General features: G+C 45.7%; 20 protein-coding genes and 1 riboswitch. Of the genes, 6 read left to right on the top strand and 14 right to left on the bottom strand.

Annotated elements, in window-relative coordinates; translation table 11 throughout:
- Positions 1 to 5 precede the first annotated feature (5 nt).
- Positions 6 to 1,319: a branched-chain amino acid transport system II carrier protein gene (gene brnQ, locus C792_RS0108210; RefSeq protein WP_017548989.1), complete on the top strand. Its 1,314-nt coding sequence runs from the start codon at positions 6 to 8 to the stop codon at positions 1,317 to 1,319.
- Between the two features lie 45 nt (positions 1,320 to 1,364).
- On the opposite strand, the gene C792_RS0108215 is transcribed toward brnQ, so the two are convergent.
- The 3 genes from C792_RS0108215 to C792_RS0108225 are packed head-to-tail and all read right to left on the bottom strand — an operon-like array spanning position 1,365 to position 3,577.
- Positions 1,365 to 2,570 carry a toxic anion resistance protein gene (locus tag C792_RS0108215; protein ID WP_017548990.1) on the bottom strand — a complete coding sequence of 402 codons (1,206 nt, stop codon included), beginning with the start codon at positions 2,568 to 2,570 and terminating at the stop codon, positions 1,365 to 1,367.
- Positions 2,554 to 3,282, bottom strand: a complete 729-nt coding sequence (locus tag C792_RS0108220) for a 5-bromo-4-chloroindolyl phosphate hydrolysis family protein (protein WP_017548991.1) — start codon at positions 3,280 to 3,282, stop codon at positions 2,554 to 2,556. The genes C792_RS0108215 and C792_RS0108220 overlap by 17 nt, the downstream gene beginning before the upstream one ends.
- Before the next feature lie 25 nt (positions 3,283 to 3,307).
- Positions 3,308 to 3,577 carry an acylphosphatase gene (locus C792_RS0108225; protein WP_017548992.1) on the bottom strand — a complete coding sequence of 90 codons (270 nt, stop codon included), beginning with the start codon at positions 3,575 to 3,577 and terminating at the stop codon, positions 3,308 to 3,310.
- 103 nt (positions 3,578 to 3,680) lie between these two features.
- Between C792_RS0108225 and C792_RS0108230 the strand changes: the two genes are divergently transcribed.
- Positions 3,681 to 3,974, top strand: coding sequence for a DUF1033 family protein (locus tag C792_RS0108230; RefSeq protein ID WP_017548993.1), 294 nt, complete (start codon positions 3,681 to 3,683; stop codon positions 3,972 to 3,974).
- Between the two features lie 173 nt (positions 3,975 to 4,147).
- A complete protein-coding gene (cspA, locus tag C792_RS0108235; protein WP_017548994.1) occupies positions 4,148 to 4,348 on the top strand; it encodes a cold shock protein CspA in 201 nt (66 codons plus the stop codon).
- Positions 4,349 to 4,435: 87 nt separating this feature from the next.
- On the opposite strand, the gene lysA is transcribed toward cspA, so the two are convergent.
- The 9 genes from lysA to C792_RS0108280 all read right to left on the bottom strand — a co-directional run bounded on the left by lysA (position 4,436) and on the right by C792_RS0108280 (position 14,406).
- A complete protein-coding gene (lysA, locus tag C792_RS0108240; protein WP_017548995.1) occupies positions 4,436 to 5,698 on the bottom strand; it encodes a diaminopimelate decarboxylase in 1,263 nt (420 codons plus the stop codon).
- A complete protein-coding gene (locus C792_RS0108245) occupies positions 5,676 to 6,764 on the bottom strand; it encodes an alanine racemase (protein WP_017548996.1) in 1,089 nt (362 codons plus the stop codon). Before C792_RS0108245 ends, lysA begins: the two co-directional genes overlap by 23 nt.
- A gap of 14 nt (positions 6,765 to 6,778) precedes the next feature.
- The gene (locus C792_RS0108250; protein ID WP_017548997.1) at positions 6,779 to 7,915 is read right to left on the bottom strand and encodes a M20 metallopeptidase family protein; all 1,137 of its coding nucleotides are present in this window, start codon (positions 7,913 to 7,915) and stop codon (positions 6,779 to 6,781) included.
- Complete coding sequence (gene dapD, locus C792_RS0108255; RefSeq protein WP_017548998.1) at positions 7,908 to 8,624, bottom strand: 2,3,4,5-tetrahydropyridine-2,6-dicarboxylate N-acetyltransferase; 717 nt, start codon at positions 8,622 to 8,624, stop codon at positions 7,908 to 7,910. The genes C792_RS0108250 and dapD overlap by 8 nt, the downstream gene beginning before the upstream one ends.
- 4 nt (positions 8,625 to 8,628) lie before the next feature.
- Positions 8,629 to 9,360: a 4-hydroxy-tetrahydrodipicolinate reductase gene (gene dapB / locus C792_RS0108260; protein ID WP_017548999.1), complete on the bottom strand. Its 732-nt coding sequence runs from the start codon at positions 9,358 to 9,360 to the stop codon at positions 8,629 to 8,631.
- On the bottom strand, positions 9,357 to 10,250 hold the full coding sequence (gene dapA, locus C792_RS0108265) for a 4-hydroxy-tetrahydrodipicolinate synthase (RefSeq protein ID WP_017549000.1): 894 nt from the start codon (positions 10,248 to 10,250) through the stop codon (positions 9,357 to 9,359). The genes dapB and dapA overlap by 4 nt, the downstream gene beginning before the upstream one ends.
- 6 nt (positions 10,251 to 10,256) lie before the next feature.
- Positions 10,257 to 11,237: an aspartate-semialdehyde dehydrogenase gene (locus tag C792_RS0108270; RefSeq protein WP_017549001.1), complete on the bottom strand. Its 981-nt coding sequence runs from the start codon at positions 11,235 to 11,237 to the stop codon at positions 10,257 to 10,259.
- A gap of 18 nt (positions 11,238 to 11,255) precedes the next feature.
- Positions 11,256 to 12,458, bottom strand: coding sequence for an aspartate kinase (locus tag C792_RS0108275; RefSeq protein ID WP_017549002.1), 1,203 nt, complete (start codon positions 12,456 to 12,458; stop codon positions 11,256 to 11,258).
- 80 nt (positions 12,459 to 12,538) lie between these two features.
- Positions 12,539 to 12,716, bottom strand: a riboswitch (Lysine riboswitch).
- 85 nt (positions 12,717 to 12,801) lie between these two features.
- Complete coding sequence (locus C792_RS0108280; protein WP_017549003.1) at positions 12,802 to 14,406, bottom strand: ABC-F family ATP-binding cassette domain-containing protein; 1,605 nt, start codon at positions 14,404 to 14,406, stop codon at positions 12,802 to 12,804.
- A gap of 85 nt (positions 14,407 to 14,491) precedes the next feature.
- Between C792_RS0108280 and C792_RS0108285 the strand changes: the two genes are divergently transcribed.
- Positions 14,492 to 15,217 (top strand): NAD-dependent protein deacylase, encoded by a 726-nt coding sequence (locus C792_RS0108285; protein WP_017549004.1) that lies wholly within the window; start codon positions 14,492 to 14,494, stop codon positions 15,215 to 15,217.
- A gap of 11 nt (positions 15,218 to 15,228) precedes the next feature.
- Positions 15,229 to 16,098 carry a CvfB family protein gene (locus C792_RS0108290; RefSeq protein ID WP_017549005.1) on the top strand — a complete coding sequence of 290 codons (870 nt, stop codon included), beginning with the start codon at positions 15,229 to 15,231 and terminating at the stop codon, positions 16,096 to 16,098.
- 43 nt (positions 16,099 to 16,141) lie between these two features.
- Here C792_RS0108290 and pepF read toward each other — a convergent pair whose 3' ends face one another.
- Positions 16,142 to 17,947, bottom strand: coding sequence for an oligoendopeptidase F (gene pepF / locus C792_RS0108295; RefSeq protein WP_017549006.1), 1,806 nt, complete (start codon positions 17,945 to 17,947; stop codon positions 16,142 to 16,144).
- Between the two features lie 146 nt (positions 17,948 to 18,093).
- On the opposite strand from pepF, the gene C792_RS0108300 reads away from it, so the two are divergent.
- Entirely contained in the window at positions 18,094 to 18,441 is a 348-nt protein-coding gene (locus C792_RS0108300) for a hypothetical protein (RefSeq protein ID WP_026090294.1), read from the top strand.
- A gap of 562 nt (positions 18,442 to 19,003) precedes the next feature.
- Here the strand turns inward: C792_RS0108300 and C792_RS0108305 are convergent.
- Entirely contained in the window at positions 19,004 to 19,564 is a 561-nt protein-coding gene (locus tag C792_RS0108305) for a recombinase family protein (RefSeq protein ID WP_017549008.1), read from the bottom strand.
- Positions 19,565 to 19,902 lie beyond the last annotated feature (338 nt).

Below are 19,902 nucleotides of genomic sequence, written 5' to 3' on the forward strand. Positions count from 1 at the left end.
ACAAGATGAGTACTAAAAATAGTTTCATCGTCGGTTTCATGCTTTTTGCCATGTTCTTTGGTGCGGGCAACCTTATCTTCCCACCGGGACTCGGCTTTGTAAGCGGAGACTATTTTTGGCTGGCAATAGCCGGTTTTGTCCTTACGGGTGTAGGACTGCCGCTTATCGGTGTCATTGCCGGCTCAATATCAAAAGATGGGTATGTCGAATCATTGAAAGTGGTACATCCCGTTTTTGCAATTATTTTCATGGTCGCCATATACTTAACAATCGGCCCATTCTTTGCCATTCCAAGAACGGCAACAACCAGCTATGAAATGTCTGTGCTGCCATTCATGGAGAATGCAGGGGCTTTAAGTCTTTTTATTTTCAGTGTCATTTTCTTCATGATTGTATTTGCACTCAGTTACAGGGCGGACTCACTTACCAACAGCATTGGAAAAATACTGACTCCATTCCTGCTGGTTACTATTGTGGCGCTGATCATACGTGCAATCACTTTATATTTCGGAGCAGATTCTGCACCGCTTGGTGAAGGGTTCAACACAGATTCTCCATTTTCGGTCGGTTTTACGGAAGGATATCTGACAATGGACGCCATTGCCGCCATCGCATTCTCCATGGTCGTACTGAATTCCATCAGGGAGCTCGGGGTTAACAATCGTAAAGATCTGCTGGTTGGTACTGTAAAATCGGCATCCATCGCAGCCGTACTCCTGGGTATCATCTACGTTTCCCTTGGGTGGATAGGCAATAAAGTCAGTCTGACACCGGAAGAAATCGGAGACCAGAACTCAGGCACTTTCATTCTCACTTTCGTTTCTGACCTGGCATACGGCCAGTTCGGCATGATTCTGCTGGCTGCCATAGTGCTGCTTGCCTGTCTGACGACAGCGACAGGTCTTATAGTTTCAGTAAGTGAGTATTTCCATAAGGTCCTGCCAAAAATTTCCTATGAAATTTTCGTAGTCATCTTTACGCTGATTTCTTTCATCCTTGCAAACCAGGGGCTGGAACAGGTCATCCAGACGAGCGTACCGGTACTTTCAATTCTTTATCCGATTGCGATTACATCGGTCATACTGCTGTTTGTCACTTACTTCTTTACATCACCGAGACTAAGTTTCCAGGTGCCTGTAGCACTCGTAATCGTAGTAAGCATACTCAGTGTCGTTCACCGCAATGCCTGGCTCGAGATGCCCTGGCTCGAAAATCTTCCATTCTTCGCAAGTTCATTCGAATGGATACCGTTCATGATTATCGGCTATGTTGCGGGATATCTCATCGGTCTTAGAAAAGAGAAAATCAAATATACCTGATAGAAAAAGCAGTCCGGAAAATTTTCCGGACTGCTTTTATATTAATTAGTAGCGATGCTCCTCTTTGAGTTGCAGCAGACGCGATTTGAGATCGTCCTCCATCTGTACAAGCTCTTTTTCTGCAGCATGGCGTTTTTGAGAGCCTTCCTGCTGTATCCTCAGCGTCTCTTCGATTGTCGTTACGAGATTTTCCTGTGTCGTTTTAAGTGTTTCAATATCCACGATGCCACGCTCATTTTCCTCTGCTGTACGGAGCGAATTCTGTTTGAGCATCTCAGAATTTTTAGTGAGCAGTTCATTCGTGGTATTGGTCACTGCCCGCTGCGCCTGTGAAGCAGACTCCTGACGCAGCAGTGTAAGTGCTATGGCCATCTGATTCTTCCACAGCGGAATACTTGTCAGGATGGAGCTCTGTATCTTCTCAGCCAGCGTCTGGTTGATATTCTGGATCATGCGGATCTGGGGAGCGGACTGAAGTGTAATCTGCCTTGACAACTTCAGATCATGGACCCGTTTTTCAAGACGGTTGATATACTGCATCATATCATTCACATCCTGCACATCCATCTGGTTGTTTGATGCATCCGCCTTCTTTTTAAGATCGGGGAGGACTTCGTTATTCAATTCCTCCTTCTTCATTTCCGCCGCTGCAATATAGATATTGATTGCATCGAAATAATCTTTGTTCTGATCATAAAGCTTATCCAGCAGATGAACATCCTTAGTCAGTACTTCCTTGGCATGCTCAAGCTGGATACTGATACGATCCACCTGGGAGGCTACACTCTGGTGTTTGGAGATGACTTCGTTCACAGACTTCTTTACACGCCTGAACAGACGTGTGAAAATATTCTTTTTTTCACTGGATAATTCATCAGGATCCACTTCTTTAAGTTTCTTCATCAGATCTTCGAGGGTATCACCGATAGGGCCCACATCTTTGGACTGTACTTCGTTCAGCATCTGATGTGAAAATTTGGAAAGTGCCTGCTGTGCATTGGAGCCGTATTGGATGAGGGCATCATTGTTAAGCGGCTCAATCTTCTCTTTGATTTCTTTGATTTTCTTCAGCTCTTCCTCATCGAAACTTTCTTTATAGGTTGTGAGAGATTCTGCTGTCTGGCGGGGCGAGGTTTCCATATCACTTTCAGGCTGAAGTTTCAGTTCTCTTTCAGACTGATCCGCATCACGCTCCATCGGGGCAAAAGGATCGCTTAAAAGCTCTTCCTTCAACTTATTTTCTTCCTTCATTTTTTTCACCTCTGTCAGCTTTTGCTGGTTCTTTCTCTTTTTTGTCCATGTTGACTTTCTGTCTATCCAGTTCATTGTCCAGGCGCAGCGGCCCTCCCGAACGCTTGCGGTTCAATTTGATCACTTCCTTTTCCACATCCAATGAGTGATAGGTGCTTCTGTTCATTGCTGAAAGGTTGGACTGGAGTGTACGCTTCAGCTCAAGGAGCGAAATTCTGGTTTCATGCAGCTTTACTTTTTCTTCTTTGGATTTTCCCGGCATTTTATAGAGGTAGAGATACTGTTCGATAGTATTCACAGCCGAATCGAGGTTCGAATGGAAAAATTGCTGGACACCAAAAAACAACTTCGGATTGTCTTCGACGGAACTGTATATTGTCCTGACAATCCTGTTGATATCATAAATGAGCTTTGCATCTTTCAATGTTCTTACATTTTTATAATTCTTTCTGAGTCTTCTTATTTTCTCCCTTGCTTCACCAAGCTTTGTTTTGACATATTTATATTCACTTTTTGTTATGCCCATTTCTCTCAACTGTGACTTCATGCTGTAGGATTGGGATGGAAAATATGCTGCAAAAAATCCACCCGCTGCGATCAACATATCGTAGACAAGATGGATATCGAATGCAATCATTGAAGCTAGGCCGGCAATGATGGCAGCCGGTATTGACACCATTGAAGCAAACCAGTGGGATATATTATATTTCATGTCGATATTACACCTTCAGTCAGTACTATTTTGTTGAAAATTTTTTATAACTGTCATCAAGATCCAGTTGCTTGACAGAGTAGTCATGCACGCTAGAGGAGGGGGAGGCACCTTCGACAACTCTTCGCGTAAATGTATCCAGTGCTTCCGCGCTGCCGGTTGCCAGTATTTCGACGTAGTCCTGAACGTTTTCGGCATATCCTGTAATTCCCAGCTCATCAGCGATCATCTTTGTTGAAAATCTGAAACCGACACCTTGTACATGACCGATTACAATAATCATCCTAGTTTCCATATTTTGCACCTCTTTATATTACATTATAAGTATTTTAACTTGATAATGCTAATTATACGCGTATATAATACATATATTATCAAAAGCGAATGGAGTTTTTAAAATGTTTCATATCGTTATACTTAAAGCCGACTATGAAGGCTGGTGGCTTTTTGACGACTGGCAGCAGAACATTGTGGAAACATATACATTCGATGCTGAAAATGAAATGAGACAGGAATACAGGAAACTACTTGATGAGATGAAAAGCACCTATCACAGCTTCAGGACAGGAAAGTATGACATGCACGCTTTCTTCAATGGATGCGAACTTGAATATTGTGAAGATTGTGGAGAGGACATACAAATCTACTATACACCTATCATGATGAAAGATGACTCGGTATATACATTCTAAAATTAAAAAACAATGAGGGAATCCTTCAAATATTGGTTTGCAATATTCTGATTCATGGCGTATAATTGATAGTGCAATAGGCATTATTATACAGCTGAGACGTATTAGGCTTAATACATTTGTCTTCTCTGAGTAATTTGCATATTGAATATCGTCTTTGGAGGATTTAATTAATGAAACAAGGTACAGTAAAATGGTTCAACGCAGAAAAAGGTTTCGGCTTCATCGAAATTGAAGGCGAAAACGACGTATTCGTTCACTTCTCAGCTATCAACCAAGAGGGCTACAAATCCCTCGAGGAAGGTCAATCAGTTGAATTTGAAGTAGTTGAAGGCGACCGCGGCCCACAAGCTGCAAACGTTGTTAAACTATAATATAAATCATTTAAATGTAAATTGATTTGTATCATCAAAACCTCCCGGACATTTTGTCCGGGAGGTTTTCTCGTTAATTAATCGGATTTATAATATATCGTTTTCTATAAGCTGTTCAAAAGTCTGTCTACGGATGACCGGCCGTGTTCCTTGATCGTCCACAAACACGACTGCAGGCTTCGCCATCTGGTTATAGTTGGACGCCATGGAATAATGATAGGCACCCGTAGTTTTTACCGCCAGCAGGTCGCCCCGTTTCAAATCGGCTGGTACAGACAGGTGTTTGCCTATGATATCGCCGGATTCACACAGCTTGCCGACTACATTCGCCTCAGTATTATCAACGTCTGTTCTGTTCACAGGGACTAATTCATATTGTGCATTGTACAGGGGTGTTCTGAGATGATCACTCATTCCTCCGTCAATGGATACATATTTGGTTATACCCGGTATCTCTTTGATCACACCGACTTCATAAACGGTCGTGCCGGCTTCAGCTATGATGGATCTTCCAGGCTCTATCATCACATGGGGCAGGGGATAGCCATACTTTTCCGTCAACCTTTTCAGTTTTCCGATAATCCTTCTGAAACCGGAGTCGACAGGGAAGCGCCTGTCGTCTTCAACGTATTTTACACCATAGCCCCCACCCATATTCAGTACTTCTATATCCAATGATGAATCCGAAAGCCACGAGTAGACAGCCTCCAGTGCATTAAGGAATGGAGATTCGGTGGAAAGCTGGCTTCCCAGGTGATAATGGATGCCCCTGAATTTCAGGTGGCGGCTTTCTTTGATGGCGTTGACGGCCTCGAGAGCTGAACCATTATGTATTGAAAGTCCAAATTTACTGTCTTCCTGCCCGGTCTGGATGAATTCATGCGTGTCCACGTCCACTCCGGGATTAATGCGCAGCAGCACATCGATCTTTCCAGTTGCAATGCTGTCAATCAACGCAACTTCATCGAGGGCGTCCACTACAATAAGGCCAACCCCCGAATCAAGGGCGTACTCCACTTCCTGTACTGTCTTATTATTCCCGTGGAAATGGATATCCTGGGCGTTGAATCCCGCTTTGAGCGCTGTATAGAGTTCGCCCTGGGAGACTACGTCGAGCTTCATCTTTTCCGTTTCAAGGAGCTTTACCATCTGGACAGACGTAAATGCTTTGGACGCATACGAAATGGAATAATCAAGACCCGCCTCCTCAAGCACCCGGTGATATTTCCGGCACTGGGTTCTGATCGCATTCTCATCATATACGAAAAGAGGAGTGCCGTATTCACGTGCGATGCCTGTTAAACCGTGTCCGTTTACAGATAGTTCATTATTGATGTATTCCAACGTCATTTAAAATCACCTTTTCCAAAGATTGATAATTCAATGCGCCCAGTTGTTCGGAGTTGGCCCCGACACCCTTAGCCGTGAATTCATCTATTCTCATTTCATTGCTGTATAATACCACTTCATCACTCTGAGAGACTGCATCGTCGATTTCTACAATCATATGGCTCATCATCAGAGATTTTATCGGATATCTTCTGCCGCCTATCATGCAGTCGAATGCCGCACGCTTCCTTAACAGGCCGTCACCATAGCCGATGTCGACGACAGCTATCCTTCTGTCTCCGTCCGGTTCATATGATCCGCCATAGCCGCATTTCTGACCCGATCTGATACTTCTTATCTGTACAATTTCCGCTTTCAGTTCAAGACTTTGGATAAAAGCCGTTTCAGGGAGGCCATAGTAGGGACGTGAGCCGTAAAGGCTGATGCCGAGCCGCAGATGGGTATGTCCATCCAAAATACCATCACGGGCAAAGCTTGCGCTGTTCTGGGCGTGTACAATATCAAAGGTATATCCTGATATATCCAATGTTTCCAGGAGGTCAAGCCACATGCCACGCTCAATTTCATATTCATCCATCCCCAGTTCATCTGCATACCCAAAATGTGTCCATATCCCTTTGATATGCATCTGCTCAGCCGCTTGGAGGGTTTTCTGATGTTCCATCACTTCCACCATGCCAGGGGCACCTTCGAATCCAGAGCGGTTGAAAAGTCCTGCAAATTCCAGATGCACATTGATTCCCGCGAGTGATTCATGGTATTCATAATAATATTCCAGAGAAGGCATTGTGATATGAAGATCATATTCACGCACCGCTTCGAGATTCCTGACTGGATTCATCATGAATATCAGAGCTTCTGGCATATATGAACGGATACGCTTGGCTTCGTCCAGGGAAGTGGTGGCGAAGGAACGGATACCCGCTTCCCAAAATGCCCTGACAGCAAACTCCAATCCATAGTTATATGCATTGTTCTTTACAACTGCGATAACATCCCTGCCGCCGGCGGAATGTTTTGCTGTTTCAATGAATTGTTCTCTGTCGATTGTGAGTATTCCACCCATCTGAAGCACTTCCTTTACAGACTGTTTAGTATGGATTCATAGTAGTCGGCCACATCCACAAGTACTTTTTCATCAAAGTTGAATGTGGATGTATGGAGCCCTCCTGTATATCCTTTATCTTCGTTCCTGCTTCCGAAAAACACAAAATAGGAGGGGGCAAGTTTATTATAGAAACTGAAATCCTCCCCGAAAAGATAGGGCTTCTCCTTATCGACCGCTTCCACTTTCATGTTTCTCAAAGCTTCGTCCACCGTATTTCTGAGTGATGCATCATTCATCACCGGCGGGTAGCCTTCATTAAATGTCACGTTTACTTCTGCACCAAAAAGAGTTTCCGCAGTTTCACCCAGCAGCTGCAGCCGGTCTTTTATCACTTTAAGGTCTCCAGGTACATAAGTTCTGACTGTACCTTCGAGATAACCACGGCTTGCAACCGTGTTTATCGCTTCCCCTGCATTCATACTTCCTATATGGACAATGTTCCTATTGAGTCCGTCCAGATGAAAATGCTGCAGCTGTGAAATCTGGGTCGACAGATGCATCAGCACTTCTACGGCCGATATGCCCTGATGCTTTGAAGCGACATGGCTGGATTCACCCGCTATACGGAAACGGTATTCAGTTGCACTTGCTGTGATGGCTCCGTCCCTGAGCATGACTTTACCCTCATCTTCATCCGGCATAAGGTGGATTCCAAAAACGGCTTCCACTTTTGCCACGGGTTTCCAGGATCGGAGGAGTTGATCTGCCCCGGCAGCCGTTTCTTCGGACGGCTGGAATATAAAGACAACATTATGGGGGAGAGCCCCTCTTTCCTTTAAAATCCTGCACCGCTGCACAAATAGCATCAGGGCTGTGGTATGGCCGTCATGGCCACATGCATGCATCCTGTTGTCAGTCCTGCTCCTGAATTCCACATTGTTTCCTTCATGGATGGGCAGTGCATCGATATCCGCCCTGAAGGCAAATGTGCGGTCTGAGTTTCCGTCCATATATGCAACGACCCCCGTCTTAAGGGGGCGTTCATAAGGAATATTCAATTCATCGAGGAATCTGATGATATGTGCCGTTGTCTGAACTTCTTCCATGCTTGTTTCTGGAATCTGATGCAACAGCCTCCGGTGGGTGACCGCAAAATCAAGATCAGTCATTTAATTTCCTCAATGCTGAGACAATTTCACGTTTTGAACTGTCAACATCCTGCGACTGCTTGATCACTTTGGCCGGTGTGCCTGCAACTACCGCACCGGCTGGTACGTCATCAGTGACAATTGCGCCGGCGGCAACGATGGCACCGGCACCGACTCTGACCCCTTCCAGAATTACTGCATTCGCACCAATCAGTACATCGTCTTCGATGACTACCGGGGAGGCACTCGGTGGCTCGATGACCCCTGCAAGGACGGCACCGGCACCGACATGTACGTTCTTGCCGGTGACTGCACGTCCGCCGAGGGAGGCATTCATATCAATCATTGTGCCTTCTCCGACGATGGCACCGATGTTGATCGTTGCGCCCATCATGATGACCGCACCGTCTTCAACCACTGCATTTTCACGGATGAAAGCTCCGGGTTCGACACGCGCATTTGTCGCTGAGAGATCTTTCAATGGAATTGCTGAATTCCTTCTGTCCATTTCCACTTCTACTTCTTCAATAATATCCTCATTGGCATCCTGGAAAACTTTCCAATCTGCATAATCCCCGAAAACTGTTTTGGAATTTTCACTGCCGAATACTTTCAGTGTATCGGGGAAGCCGACACCTTCAAAATTGCCATTTACATAGACCTTCACCGGTGTCACCTTGTGCGCATCGCTGATATACTGGATGATTTCCTCTGCTGTAAAGTTTTCCATTGTACTATCTCTCCTCGAATAAATTATTATAGTCATAAAATCCATCTGAATGCTTTACTAACTCATTTGCCGCTTTCAGCGCGCCATTTGAAAATATTTCTTTTGACTGCGCCTGATGCCTGATTTCAATCACTTCATCATCTTTTGCAAAAATGACGTCATGAGTGCCGACAATCGAGCCTCCCCTGACTGCACTGACACCTATCTCTTCAGGTTTTCTCTTTTCATGGATATTGGACCTGTCATATACAGGGTAACTGCCATCACGGTGGTCCATTGCCGTATCCAGAAGTTTCACAAGTGTGCCGCTCGGTGCATCCACTTTCTTGTTGTGATGGCGTTCTATCATTTCAAGGTCGAATTCATCAAGCATAGACAGGGCTTTTTTCAGAACCTCGTTCATGACATGGACACCGTAGCTCATATTGGCGCTGAAGAACACTGGTGTAACGGTGCTTTTTTTCTTCAGACTGTCGATGATCTTTTCTTTCTCACCGGTGGTCGCGATGACGAGCGGTGTTTCCACTTCATCTTCGAGCAGGGGCAGTATGAGATCCGGGTGTGAAAAATCAATTGCCACATCGGCATCTGCCGCGTCAATCGATCCGAACACAGGGTAGGGCACATCCCGTTCTTTGTTCCTTAGAATGACGCCGGCAATTTCATGCCCTTCCTCTTCGGCAAGCCTCGCTGTAATCTTGTTCATTGTGCCGTAGCCTATGAGAAGGATCCTCATACAAGCGTTCCCTCCCTGAACTGTCTGAGCGTTTCGATGACTTCATCCAGTGCATCGTTCTCGAGTGGGATGAGAGGCAGTCTCAGTTCATTGTTCCCGTATCCGAGCTCTGCAGTCATGGCCTTTACCGGAATCGGATTTACATCGACCTGTACTGCACTGATCATCGGCATTACACGGTTGAATCTGTCCTGCGCCGAAGCATCACCATTCTGGATCCGTTCATAGACATCCTGCAGCTCACCGGGGATGATGTTGCCGACCACTGAGATGAGCCCTTTGCCGCCCAGTTTCACAAAATCATGCATATTATCGTCATTGCCACTGTAGAGTACAAAATCCTGATTCTCTGTAAGTGCCAGGACTTCCCTGGTATATTCAAGGTCTCCCACCGCATCTTTCAGGGCGACGATGTTCCTGTGAGTGCTCAATTCACGTACTGTTTCCGGCTCAATTGTCATGCCGGTTCTTCCCGGTACATTGTACAGTACGGCCGGCAACTCTGTATTATCAGCAATTGCTGTGAAGTGGCGTATCAGCCCCCGCTGGTTACTTTTGTTGTAGTAGGGGGTGATGAGCATGATCGCGTCCGCACCGATTTTTTCAGCGTATTTCGTCAGTTCGATGGAAGCGCTCGTCGAGTTTGTCCCGGTTCCGGCGATGACAGGAACACGGCCGTCTACAGTCTCTACACCGACACGGAGCAGTTCCCGGATTTCCTCGGCACGTAAAGTGGGGGATTCTCCGGTCGTTCCATTGATGATGAGTGCCTGCGCATCATTTTCAATCAAATACTCAATATGATTCCTGAATGCCCCGTAGTCGATCACGTCATTTCGGAACGGCGTGGTCATTGCAACTCCAATACCCTCGAAAATTACAGTATTCATAATGAATTACTCCCTTTCCATGATTTGTTTGAGAATTTGGACTGAATTCTGTGCTGCGCCTTTCAGTATATTATCCGCAGTGCACCATACATGGAATGTGTTCCCTAAGGAATCATCCCGTCTAATCCGCCCGACAAATACTTCTGGTCTTCCCGTAGACTCAAGAGGCGTTGGATATTCGTTGCTTTCAGGATTGTCCAAAAGCATGATGTGGGGGATATTCCTGAATGCATCCCTTACTTCTTCTTCCGTTGCCTCATTTTCAAGAGTCACGTTCATATGGACACTGTGAGAGTTCGATACCGGGACCCTGACACAAGTGGCCGACACTGCGAGGTCCGGCAGTCCAAGAATCTTTCTGGTTTCATCAATCATCTTCTGTTCTTCTTTTGTATAGCCATTTTCAAGAAACACATCGATGTGCGGAAGTACATTGTCATAAATCGGCCGGGGGTAGGTCGTCGGTGCTTCACCCCGTGCTCCTTCTTCGAGATCCCTGAGGCCGCCGGAACCTGAGCCTGATACTGCCTGATAAGTCGTATAATTGACACGTTTCAGACCAAATTTTTCCTTTAAAGGCTGGAGTGCCACAACCGACTGTATAGTTGAACAATTCGGATTCGCGATGATTTTCCTGTCAAGCTTCGGCGCATTTATCTCAGGCACTATCAGGTCGATGTCTTCATGCATCCGCCACTGGCTGGAGTTGTCGATGACGATTGAACCGTTCTCTTCAAACAGCGGGGCAAACTGCCTGCTTGTGGAACCTCCGGCACTCATCACTACATAATCGAACCCCTGTTTCGGCGTTTCTTCAGTCAGTTCCTGTACTGTCAGCTCTTCACCCATAACCTGAAGACTCTTTCCGGCTGAACGGGCTGAGGACAGCAGCGTGATTTCATCTGCCTTGATACCATATTGCTCAAACATCTCGATCATTTTTGTTCCTACAACACCTGTTGCTCCTACAATAGCTACTCTCACCATTAACATTCTCCTCCTGATTTATAGATCAAATGCAGTGGCAAGTGATTCCACTGCATCTTTACCGTATTCTTTATCAACGACATAGGAAATACTGATTTCAGATGTCGTCGTCTGGTAAAACCTGATGCCCGAGTCATTAAGTGCCATGAAAGCTTTCGATGCAACACCAGACATGTCGCGCATCCCCGAACCGATGATGGAGACCTTGCAATAATCCGTCTCCAGTATCAGCGACATGTCAGGATGAAGCAGCCTTATCTCAGCGAATATCTGATCCAGCAGGACTGATTCAGCATCATTCACTGTAAATGACAACTGGCATCCGTCGTTGCCCGACATCTGTGAAATCATATCCACATTGATGGATTCTTGGTCGAATTTTTTAAAGAGATCGAACATCAGAGTCGATTCGGCACAAGGTTCAAAAATAGTTGCATGGATGATATCCTCATCCAAAGCGGCGCCAATCACCGCCTTCCTTTCGAGCACTTTGCTGTCCTGCATAATCCATGTTCCTTCCTCTTCCGATAATGTTTTCCCCAGATACAGCGGGATGGAATGGTTCTTCGCAATCCCAATACTCCGTGTTTCCAGGACTCCCGCACCGAGAGCGCTCATTTCCATCATCTCTTCGTAGGAAATGCTGTAAATCCGTTTTGCTTGTTCATATACTCTCGGATCTGTTGCATAGACGCCGTCGACATCCGTATAGATCTCGCAGGGCATCCCGCAGCTTGCTGCAATTGCCACTGCAGTAGTATCAGAGCCGCCGCGCCCCAGGGTTGTGATTTCATTCTGTTCGTTCATCCCCTGGAACCCTGCGACAACCAGGACATCGTTTTCCTGCAGGGCATTTAGCAGACATGCTTCGTCTACCCCTGAAATCATGCTTTTCATATGGCTGCCGAACGTTTTGATGCCTGCCTGGAAGCCTGTCATCGCCTTTGTCTTTACACCAAGGTCCTCAAGCACTATCGAAAGATAGGAAATCGTCTGCTGCTCCCCGGTTGTGACGAGAAGGGCAATATGATCGTCTTTCGGGGCAGGGGAGAGTCTTCTTACATTGGAAAGCAGTTCGTCCGTCGTCCCGCCCATCGCGCTGACTACAACAATGAGTTTCTCGCCCAGAATTGTCCGGTCCCTGAGTGACTCAGCAATTTCTCTGATCTTGTCAAAATCTCCAACTGAAGTACCGCCAAATTTCAAAACACTGTTTTCCATATTTCCCCCCTGTATATAGAAGGCACTCGCTCAATAAAAAAACAAGTCCGGCGGAATGCCGGACTTGTTCTGAATTTATCTACAAGTGATGCACTCCATTATTCAAAAAAATAATGACAAACCTGTAGCTCTTAACCACCAGATCCAACGGAACCCTGCTGCAACAGGGAACCATTTCGGCATCGCACCCTTTCACACGCTCCAGTTCGCAGACTGTCAAAAGCGGTTACTGATGATTGATGCGCCTCATCCATATTTGCTATTTAATTATAAATGTCATTATACATACAACTCATGGTTCTGTAAACTCATTTGTTGAAATTTTATATAATAATCTAAAAACTCAGTTCCTGATCAGACCTTTATCACGGAGGTACTCTTCATATGTTGTCTCTTTGACAATTGCGCCAGTCTGCTCGATTTCAAGAACTTTATTGGCGATTGTGTTGATGAACTCGAAGTCATAGGAAGTGAAGATGATGGAACCTTTGAAACTTTTGAGTCCTTCATTCACCGCAGTGATGCTTTCAAGATCCAGATGGTTCGTCGGTTCATCAAGCATGATGACATTGGCCTGGGACAGCATCATGCGGGAAAGCATTGCGCGCATTTTCTCTCCGCCGGAAAGGACATTTGCCTTCTTCTTGGCTTCCTCTCCGCTGAACAGCATGCGTCCCAAAAACCCTCTCAGGAAAGTTTCCGTCTGTTCTTCAGGCGGTGCGTACTGGCGCAGCCAATCCACAAGGCTCGTGTTGACGCCATCGAAATACTTGCTGTTGTCCTTTGGCATATAGCTCTGGGAAGTCGTCACACCCCATCTCACTTCACCTTCGTCGGGAGTGATTTCACCGGCAAGGATTCGGAGGAGGGTGGTGCGGGCAATTTCACTGTGGCCGATCAGCACAGTTTTATCATACGGCTGCAGTGTGAAGCTCACGTTATCCAGCACTTTGACACCGTCGACAGTATGCGACAGTTCATTGACATAAAGAAGATCGTTCCCGATTTCACGTTCAGGTGTGAACTTGACGTACGGATACTTCCTTGAAGAAGGCTTGATATCATCGAGCTCGATCTTGTCGAGCATCTTCTTGCGGCTTGTTGCCTGTTTGGATTTTGAGGCGTTGGCACTGAAACGTGCCACGAAGTCCTTGAGCTCCTTGATTTTCTCTTCTTTCTTCTTGTTCTGTTCCTGCGCCATCTGCTGGGCAAGCTGGCTGGACTGGTACCAGAAATCATAGTTACCGACATAGAGCTGGATCTTTCCAAAGTCGAGGTCGGCAATATGTGTACATACGTTATTCAGAAAGTGTCTGTCATGGGACACGACGATCACTGTGTTGTCAAAGTCGATCAGGAAGTCTTCAAGCCACTGGATGGCTTCAATGTCCAGTCCGTTTGTCGGCTCATCGAGCAGAAGGACATCAGGATTGCCGAACAGGCTCTGGGCGAGCAGCACTTTGACCTTCTGATTGTTTTCAAGTTCAGACATCTGGCTGTCCATCAGCTCCGGTCCGATACCAAGACCATGGAGCAGGCCTTCTGCATCCGCTTCGGCAGTCCAGCCGCCCATCTCTCCGAATTCTCCCTCAAGTTCCGCAGCACGGATACCGTCTTCGTCGGAAAAATCGGGCTTCATGTATATTTCATTCTTTTCCTTCATAATTTCCCACAGTTTCGTGTAACCCATCAGCACGACATCCAGTACACGCTGATCTTCGTATCCAAAATGATCCTGCTTCAGTACAGCGAGCCGCTCATCTTTCCCCATGCTGACATGTCCTGTCTGAGCATCCATTTCTCCGGATAATATCTTCAGGAAAGTCGATTTCCCGGCGCCGTTGGCACCTATCAGACCATAGCAGTTCCCCGGGGTGAATTTAATATTTACATCTTCAAACAACTTGCGGTCACCAAATCTGAGACTCACATCAGTAACCTGTAGCATAGGCATTCTCCTTTAATGATATTCTTAAGCGATGATACCACATTTATGGTACCATTGAAATATAATTCGAGGGGGCATGTTACCTATGGATACCGATTTGCGACGGTTTAAAGAGATAATGGATGAAGGTCGCCGCATCGTGTTCTTCACAGGGGCCGGCGTCTCTGTAAAAAGCGGCATCCCTGACTTCAGGAGCATGGGCGGTCTGTTTGATGAAATATCTAAAGAAGGACATTCGCCGGAATACCTGCTCAGTGCCGACCATCTGAATGACGATCCGGAGAGCTTTATAAAGTTTTACAGAAAGCGGCTTTTATTGGCTGATAAAACACCGAACATCGTTCATCAATATATTGCTGAACTGGAAAAGGAAGGCCGGTCTTTGGGGGTCATTACACAGAACATCGACGGCCTCCACTCTGATGCCGGCAGCAGACATGTAGATGAGCTGCATGGGACGCTGAACCGCTTCTACTGTGTAAGCTGCAGCAGACAGTTCTCCAAGGAAACGGTAATGTCACAGGATATGAAGCACTGCAGCTGTGGTGGAGTACTGAGGCCCGACATCGTTCTTTATGGTGAAATGCTCGACGAACAGGCGATATTCTCCGCGATTGATAAAATATCAAATGCAGATGTCCTGGTCGTCCTCGGCTCATCACTGGTCGTCAACCCGGCAGCCGCAATGACCGGTTATTTCAACGGGGGGCATTTCATCATCATCAATAAAGATCCGACATCATTCGACCGGGACGCAACGCTCGTATTTAACAGGGATATGACCGAAATCATAGAATCCATCCAACAATAAGGAGTTAATCAATGGAACACATTTCAGGTACAGTACAATTTTTGGAAGTGATCAAAAAAGAAGGATCGACGTATCATCTGAAGACGGAAGAGGATACGTATATCCGCATGAATGCCTCGGCATCTGACGAAGAGTATGAAATAGGCGAGGATGTCAGCGCATTCATCTATCCGAACCGCAGTGGTGAATTGTTTGCCGCACCGGTTGTCCCAACTGTCGGTATTGATAAATACGGGTTTGCAAAGGTATCGGAAGTCAACCGTGACGGTGCATATGTGGATATCGGTGCACCGAGGGAAATCCTCGTGCCTTGGATCGACCTTCCAAAGCTGAAGTCAGTATGGCCAAAAGAGGGCGACGAAATCTACATGAAATTGAGAGCTGAAAGCGACAATCAGCTGTACGGCCGCCTGATTTCGGAAAATGAAGTTGCGGAACGCTTCACGCCGCTTAAAAAAGCAGATTTTGCAGAACTGAAGAACAAATGGCTCGAGGGGCGGCCTTACAGGCTGCTCAAAGTGGGTACCTTCCTGCTGACTGACGACGGCAGAAAGGTTTTCGTCCATGAGTCCGAACGGGAAGATGAGCCAAGACTCGGTGAACTAAAGAAATTCAGGGTAATCGGCATCAATGATGAAGGCGAGATCAACGGTTCCTTCCTCAAACAGGCATATAAGAAGATGGACGACGACAGCGAGAGAATACTCGATTACCTTACTAAAAACGGCGGTTCCATGCCGCTCAACGACAAAAGCTCTCCGGAAGATATCAAAGAGGCGTTCAACATGTCAAAAGGCGCATTCAAACGCGCCCTCGGCCGGCTGATGAAAGAGGGCAGGATAGAGCAGACAGTCTCGGAAACATATATGAAAGAGCAGTAAAACATTAATGCCTGGCTGGGAGGTCCCAGCCAGGCATTTTCAATCATCCTTCTATTTCTTCTGTCAGTTTTTCCAGTTCATCCACCAGTTCGCCGATGTAATCGATCATTTCCTTGAGCGGCTTATCTGTAGTGATGTCGACACCCGCCATCTGCGCAAGCTCCACCGGTGATTTCGTGCCGCCTGATTTCAGCACTTTGAGCCAGTCATCGACTGCCGGCCGCCCTTCAGAAAGAACGCGTTTGCTCATTGAAGTGGCAATCGTCAGCCCCGCCGAGTAAGTATACGGATAAAGGCCCATGTAGTAGTGCGGCTGCCTCATCCATGTGAGTTCTGCACCTTCTGTGATTTCCACATCATCTCCCCAGAACTCCGAGATAACCCGGCGTTTCAATGTGTTCAGATCACCGGCAGCTACATTCTCATCATTATCCACCATTTTGTAGACTTCGCGCTGGTATGCAGCTTCAAGGAGGTGGGTCACGCAGTTGTGATAGTATGTCCTGGAAATGATTGAACTGATCACCCAGCGCTTGAATTTTGGATCATCCGAGTTCTCAAGCAGATGATTGGCCATCAGCATCTCATTCATCGTACTTGGTGCCTCGATGAAATACATCGAGCTTCTTGCATCGAATACATTCTGTTCACGGTTTGCATTATAGAAATGCCCGGCATGTCCGAGTTCATGTGCGAGAACGAATACTTCCGTCATGAGTGATGTCCATGAAATCAGTATATATGGATGTGTCCCGTATGGACTCGAACAGAATGCCCCGGTGGATTTCCCCTTATTCTTCACGAAATCAATCCAGCGCTCATCATAGGCACGATTGACCATCCCGAGATAGTCATCCCCCATGATGGCCAGTGCATCATTGATGTACCTCCGTGAATCTTCGATACTGATTTCAGGTTCCGACTGGGGATCCAGGGGCATCTTCAGATCTTCATATTTCATCGTATCCAGACCGTGGACGCGTTTCAGCAACTTTGCATACCGTCTCATGTGCGGCGCCAGGTCCCCCATGATCATGTCGATCTGACGGTGATACATTTCCTGATCCACCTTCTGTCCATGAAGCAGATAATCGATTACAGATTCGAACCCCCGCAAGTCGGAAGTTGTCTTTTCCCTCTTCAGCTGAAGATTATAGGTGCCGGCCGTCGTATGCTGATATTCCCGGAGCTTGTCACTGAAGGCCCGGAATGCATTCCGTCTGATTTCCGTATTTTCATGGCCTTCCAGATTACCTTCGAATGACAGATAGGAGAGGGGAATGTCCACACCATCTGCCTCAAAAGTACCGAAGTCGATATCAAGCAGCTTCGTCTTGTTGTAAAGCTCATAAGGGCCGTTGAACACAGAAGAGTAGGAGGCAAGCACTTTCTCGACCTTAGGGTCCAGCTGATACGGCTTCTGTCTCAACAGGTCATCGATGAATACTGACAGGTCGGGCGCCTGTACTTTGATATCCTCGAGCACTGATTCATCCAGAGCCAGAAGCTCACTTTTGACAAAGCTCGTTTCACTGCTGAAATATGCAGAGACATTCGAGGATGCTGAGCTGAGCTTCTGTGATTCTGCATCACTCTGATCGGCAGAAAGACTCAGGCTCGCATAGGTTCCGATCGGCACCAAAGATTCGGCCAGAGACTTCAATTCATTGATTGCCCGGACTGCAGTCGCGGCATCCGCCAATTTACCGGCATAACGTCCGGAAAAATCTGCCACACGCGGCCTGAACGATTGTACAGCCTCATAAAATGCATCATCCGATGGGAAAAGGTCTGATAGGTCCCATGTATGCTTTTCTTCAACCTGACTTCTAGATTTAAGTTCTTCCATATAATGTGAACACTCCTTTAAATTTCGAAAACCGAAGTAATAACTCGATTATACATGAAAATTCAAAAAATTTAAATCGTTAATAGACGATATATTATGTTTTAATTATTGCCGTTGCGAGAATATTATTATGAAGCGAGGTGAATATGATGATTCAGGATGTCAGTTTTTATATTATCAGTATACTAACAGTGCTCATACTCAGTGCACTGGTGCCATTGGCTTTGAAGAAATACTTCATCATCCCCGTATTGACTTTTATTGTGATGATTCTTGCCGCATTCGTCATTCCAAATTTCATAGAAACGACGAATTGGGAGGCACTGACGGGATACGCCGTTTTCCTTGGAATATTGTCCTTATTGGTCAGTATCCTGATGTGGTTCTATACAAGGGGCAGACGGAAGAAGAAAGAAGTTGCCCAAAGGGAAATGGGTGAGCAGCACACAGAAGATGATACAGATGAGAAAAGCAAAAAAAGAAGGAGGAAATAAAAATAAGCTGCCGGTTACGGCAGCTTATTTTTAATGACAGAGCAAAGCGGGCGCGTGGAACCATTTTCTACTCGCAGGGATGAAATTCCTGACAAAAAGGAGATTCACCGTCATGATGGTTCACCCGGGGTATATGAAGTAAACATAACTGGTCCGGGACGAATTGGAACAGGCAGAAAGCAGATAACGACGGCGGTGTAATTTGTAATCATAAGCGCGGTGAATTTCATAATGCATTACAGCCGGATTTCAAATGAAATGAACAGTTAAATGATATTATGGCACTCACAGAAGACCATATAAGTATAGAACAGCTGACTGTAATTAAAATATTATCATCTGCAGAAGACCCAGGGTTACAGACAGTCGCAATATGATCAGTGGAAGAAATACGTCACCGGCGTAGGGCCCTCTTTTGCAAACACCCATAACTTCCTATAATATATATTATGTAAACTTTATTTTTAAAAATTTAAAAAACCCTCTCAATGATACCCGAATTCATATAGAAACAGCCGGTTCGGCATCTTCACCCGAACCGGCTCATGTTCATCATGGCATTCTATTGCTCTTTTGATTCATTTACGACTTTATATACAGTCGCTCTTGATACACCGGCCATTTCCGCAATTTTACTGCCTGTATATTGCTGTGTTTCATACAGCGACCTGATCATCGCTTTCTTATCTTCGCTGACTCCGGGTCTGCCACCGTTTCTGCCGCGTGCTCTCGCTGATTCGAGACCTTTCTTTGTCCTTTCGCTCATCAGGTTCGCTTCAAGCTCTGCAAATGCCGACATCATCGTGAAAAACATTTTTCCCATCGGATCTTTTGTCGTGATATTCATATTGATGATTTCCAGATCGATCCCGCTTTTTTCAAGTTCAGTTGACAGTTCTATCAACTGTTTCGTCGTCCTTCCAAGCCTGTCCAGCTTTGTGATGACCAATGTGTCACCATCCCGCATGTAATCCAGGCAATTCTCAAGCTCTGTCCTGTCGGTTTTCCTGCCACTCACCTTTTCTGAAAATATTTTGATGCATCCTGCGTTTTCGAGCATATCCAACTGGCTTGTCAGGTTCTGGTGCCTTGTGCTCACTCTTGCATATCCTATTTTACTCATTTTTACATCCCTTCCATATAATGTATTTAAAAGGTTATAAGTTGATTATAAACCGACTTTGAATAAAATACAACAAAAAATACAACATTTAATACACTTTATTCAAAATTAGTTAACTTTATATAGTTGTATGTAAAACCCTCGTTAAATAGACTTGTAAATTTTAACCTTCAGGTTACAAAAGTATTCAACTATCAGAATTAATAATTTTTGATTTTTTTCTTGACTCTGGACTTAATACGCTTTATTGTTATAGACTGTTTGTTTTTGAAATGGTTCTATGTAATTGATATTCTGTGTATTCAAGCAGATGTTTTAAAGTGGTATATAATGATGAC

It is taken from the genome of Salinicoccus carnicancri Crm (genome assembly GCF_000330705.1).
Lineage (GTDB): Bacteria > Bacillota > Bacilli > Staphylococcales > Salinicoccaceae > Salinicoccus > Salinicoccus carnicancri.

Coding starts and splice junctions, on each gene's coding strand:
- brnQ (WP_017548989.1), top strand. CDS start 6: ATGAGTACTAAAAATAGTTTCATCGTCGGTTTCATGCTTTTTGCCATG.
- C792_RS0108215 (WP_017548990.1), bottom strand. CDS start 2,570: ATGAAGGAAGAAAATAAGTTGAAGGAAGAGCTTTTAAGCGATCCTTTT.
- C792_RS0108220 (WP_017548991.1), bottom strand. CDS start 3,282: ATGAAATATAATATATCCCACTGGTTTGCTTCAATGGTGTCAATACCG.
- C792_RS0108225 (WP_017548992.1), bottom strand. CDS start 3,577: ATGGAAACTAGGATGATTATTGTAATCGGTCATGTACAAGGTGTCGGT.
- C792_RS0108230 (WP_017548993.1), top strand. CDS start 3,681: ATGTTTCATATCGTTATACTTAAAGCCGACTATGAAGGCTGGTGGCTT.
- cspA (WP_017548994.1), top strand. CDS start 4,148: ATGAAACAAGGTACAGTAAAATGGTTCAACGCAGAAAAAGGTTTCGGC.
- lysA (WP_017548995.1), bottom strand. CDS start 5,698: ATGACGTTGGAATACATCAATAATGAACTATCTGTAAACGGACACGGT.
- C792_RS0108245 (WP_017548996.1), bottom strand. CDS start 6,764: ATGGGTGGAATACTCACAATCGACAGAGAACAATTCATTGAAACAGCA.
- C792_RS0108250 (WP_017548997.1), bottom strand. CDS start 7,915: ATGACTGATCTTGATTTTGCGGTCACCCACCGGAGGCTGTTGCATCAG.
- dapD (WP_017548998.1), bottom strand. CDS start 8,624: ATGGAAAACTTTACAGCAGAGGAAATCATCCAGTATATCAGCGATGCG.
- dapB (WP_017548999.1), bottom strand. CDS start 9,360: ATGAGGATCCTTCTCATAGGCTACGGCACAATGAACAAGATTACAGCG.
- dapA (WP_017549000.1), bottom strand. CDS start 10,250: ATGAATACTGTAATTTTCGAGGGTATTGGAGTTGCAATGACCACGCCG.
- C792_RS0108270 (WP_017549001.1), bottom strand. CDS start 11,237: ATGGTGAGAGTAGCTATTGTAGGAGCAACAGGTGTTGTAGGAACAAAA.
- C792_RS0108275 (WP_017549002.1), bottom strand. CDS start 12,458: ATGGAAAACAGTGTTTTGAAATTTGGCGGTACTTCAGTTGGAGATTTT.
- C792_RS0108280 (WP_017549003.1), bottom strand. CDS start 14,406: ATGCTACAGGTTACTGATGTGAGTCTCAGATTTGGTGACCGCAAGTTG.
- C792_RS0108285 (WP_017549004.1), top strand. CDS start 14,492: ATGGATACCGATTTGCGACGGTTTAAAGAGATAATGGATGAAGGTCGC.
- C792_RS0108290 (WP_017549005.1), top strand. CDS start 15,229: ATGGAACACATTTCAGGTACAGTACAATTTTTGGAAGTGATCAAAAAA.
- pepF (WP_017549006.1), bottom strand. CDS start 17,947: ATGGAAGAACTTAAATCTAGAAGTCAGGTTGAAGAAAAGCATACATGG.
- C792_RS0108300 (WP_026090294.1), top strand. CDS start 18,094: ATGATGATTCAGGATGTCAGTTTTTATATTATCAGTATACTAACAGTG.
- C792_RS0108305 (WP_017549008.1), bottom strand. CDS start 19,564: ATGAGTAAAATAGGATATGCAAGAGTGAGCACAAGGCACCAGAACCTG.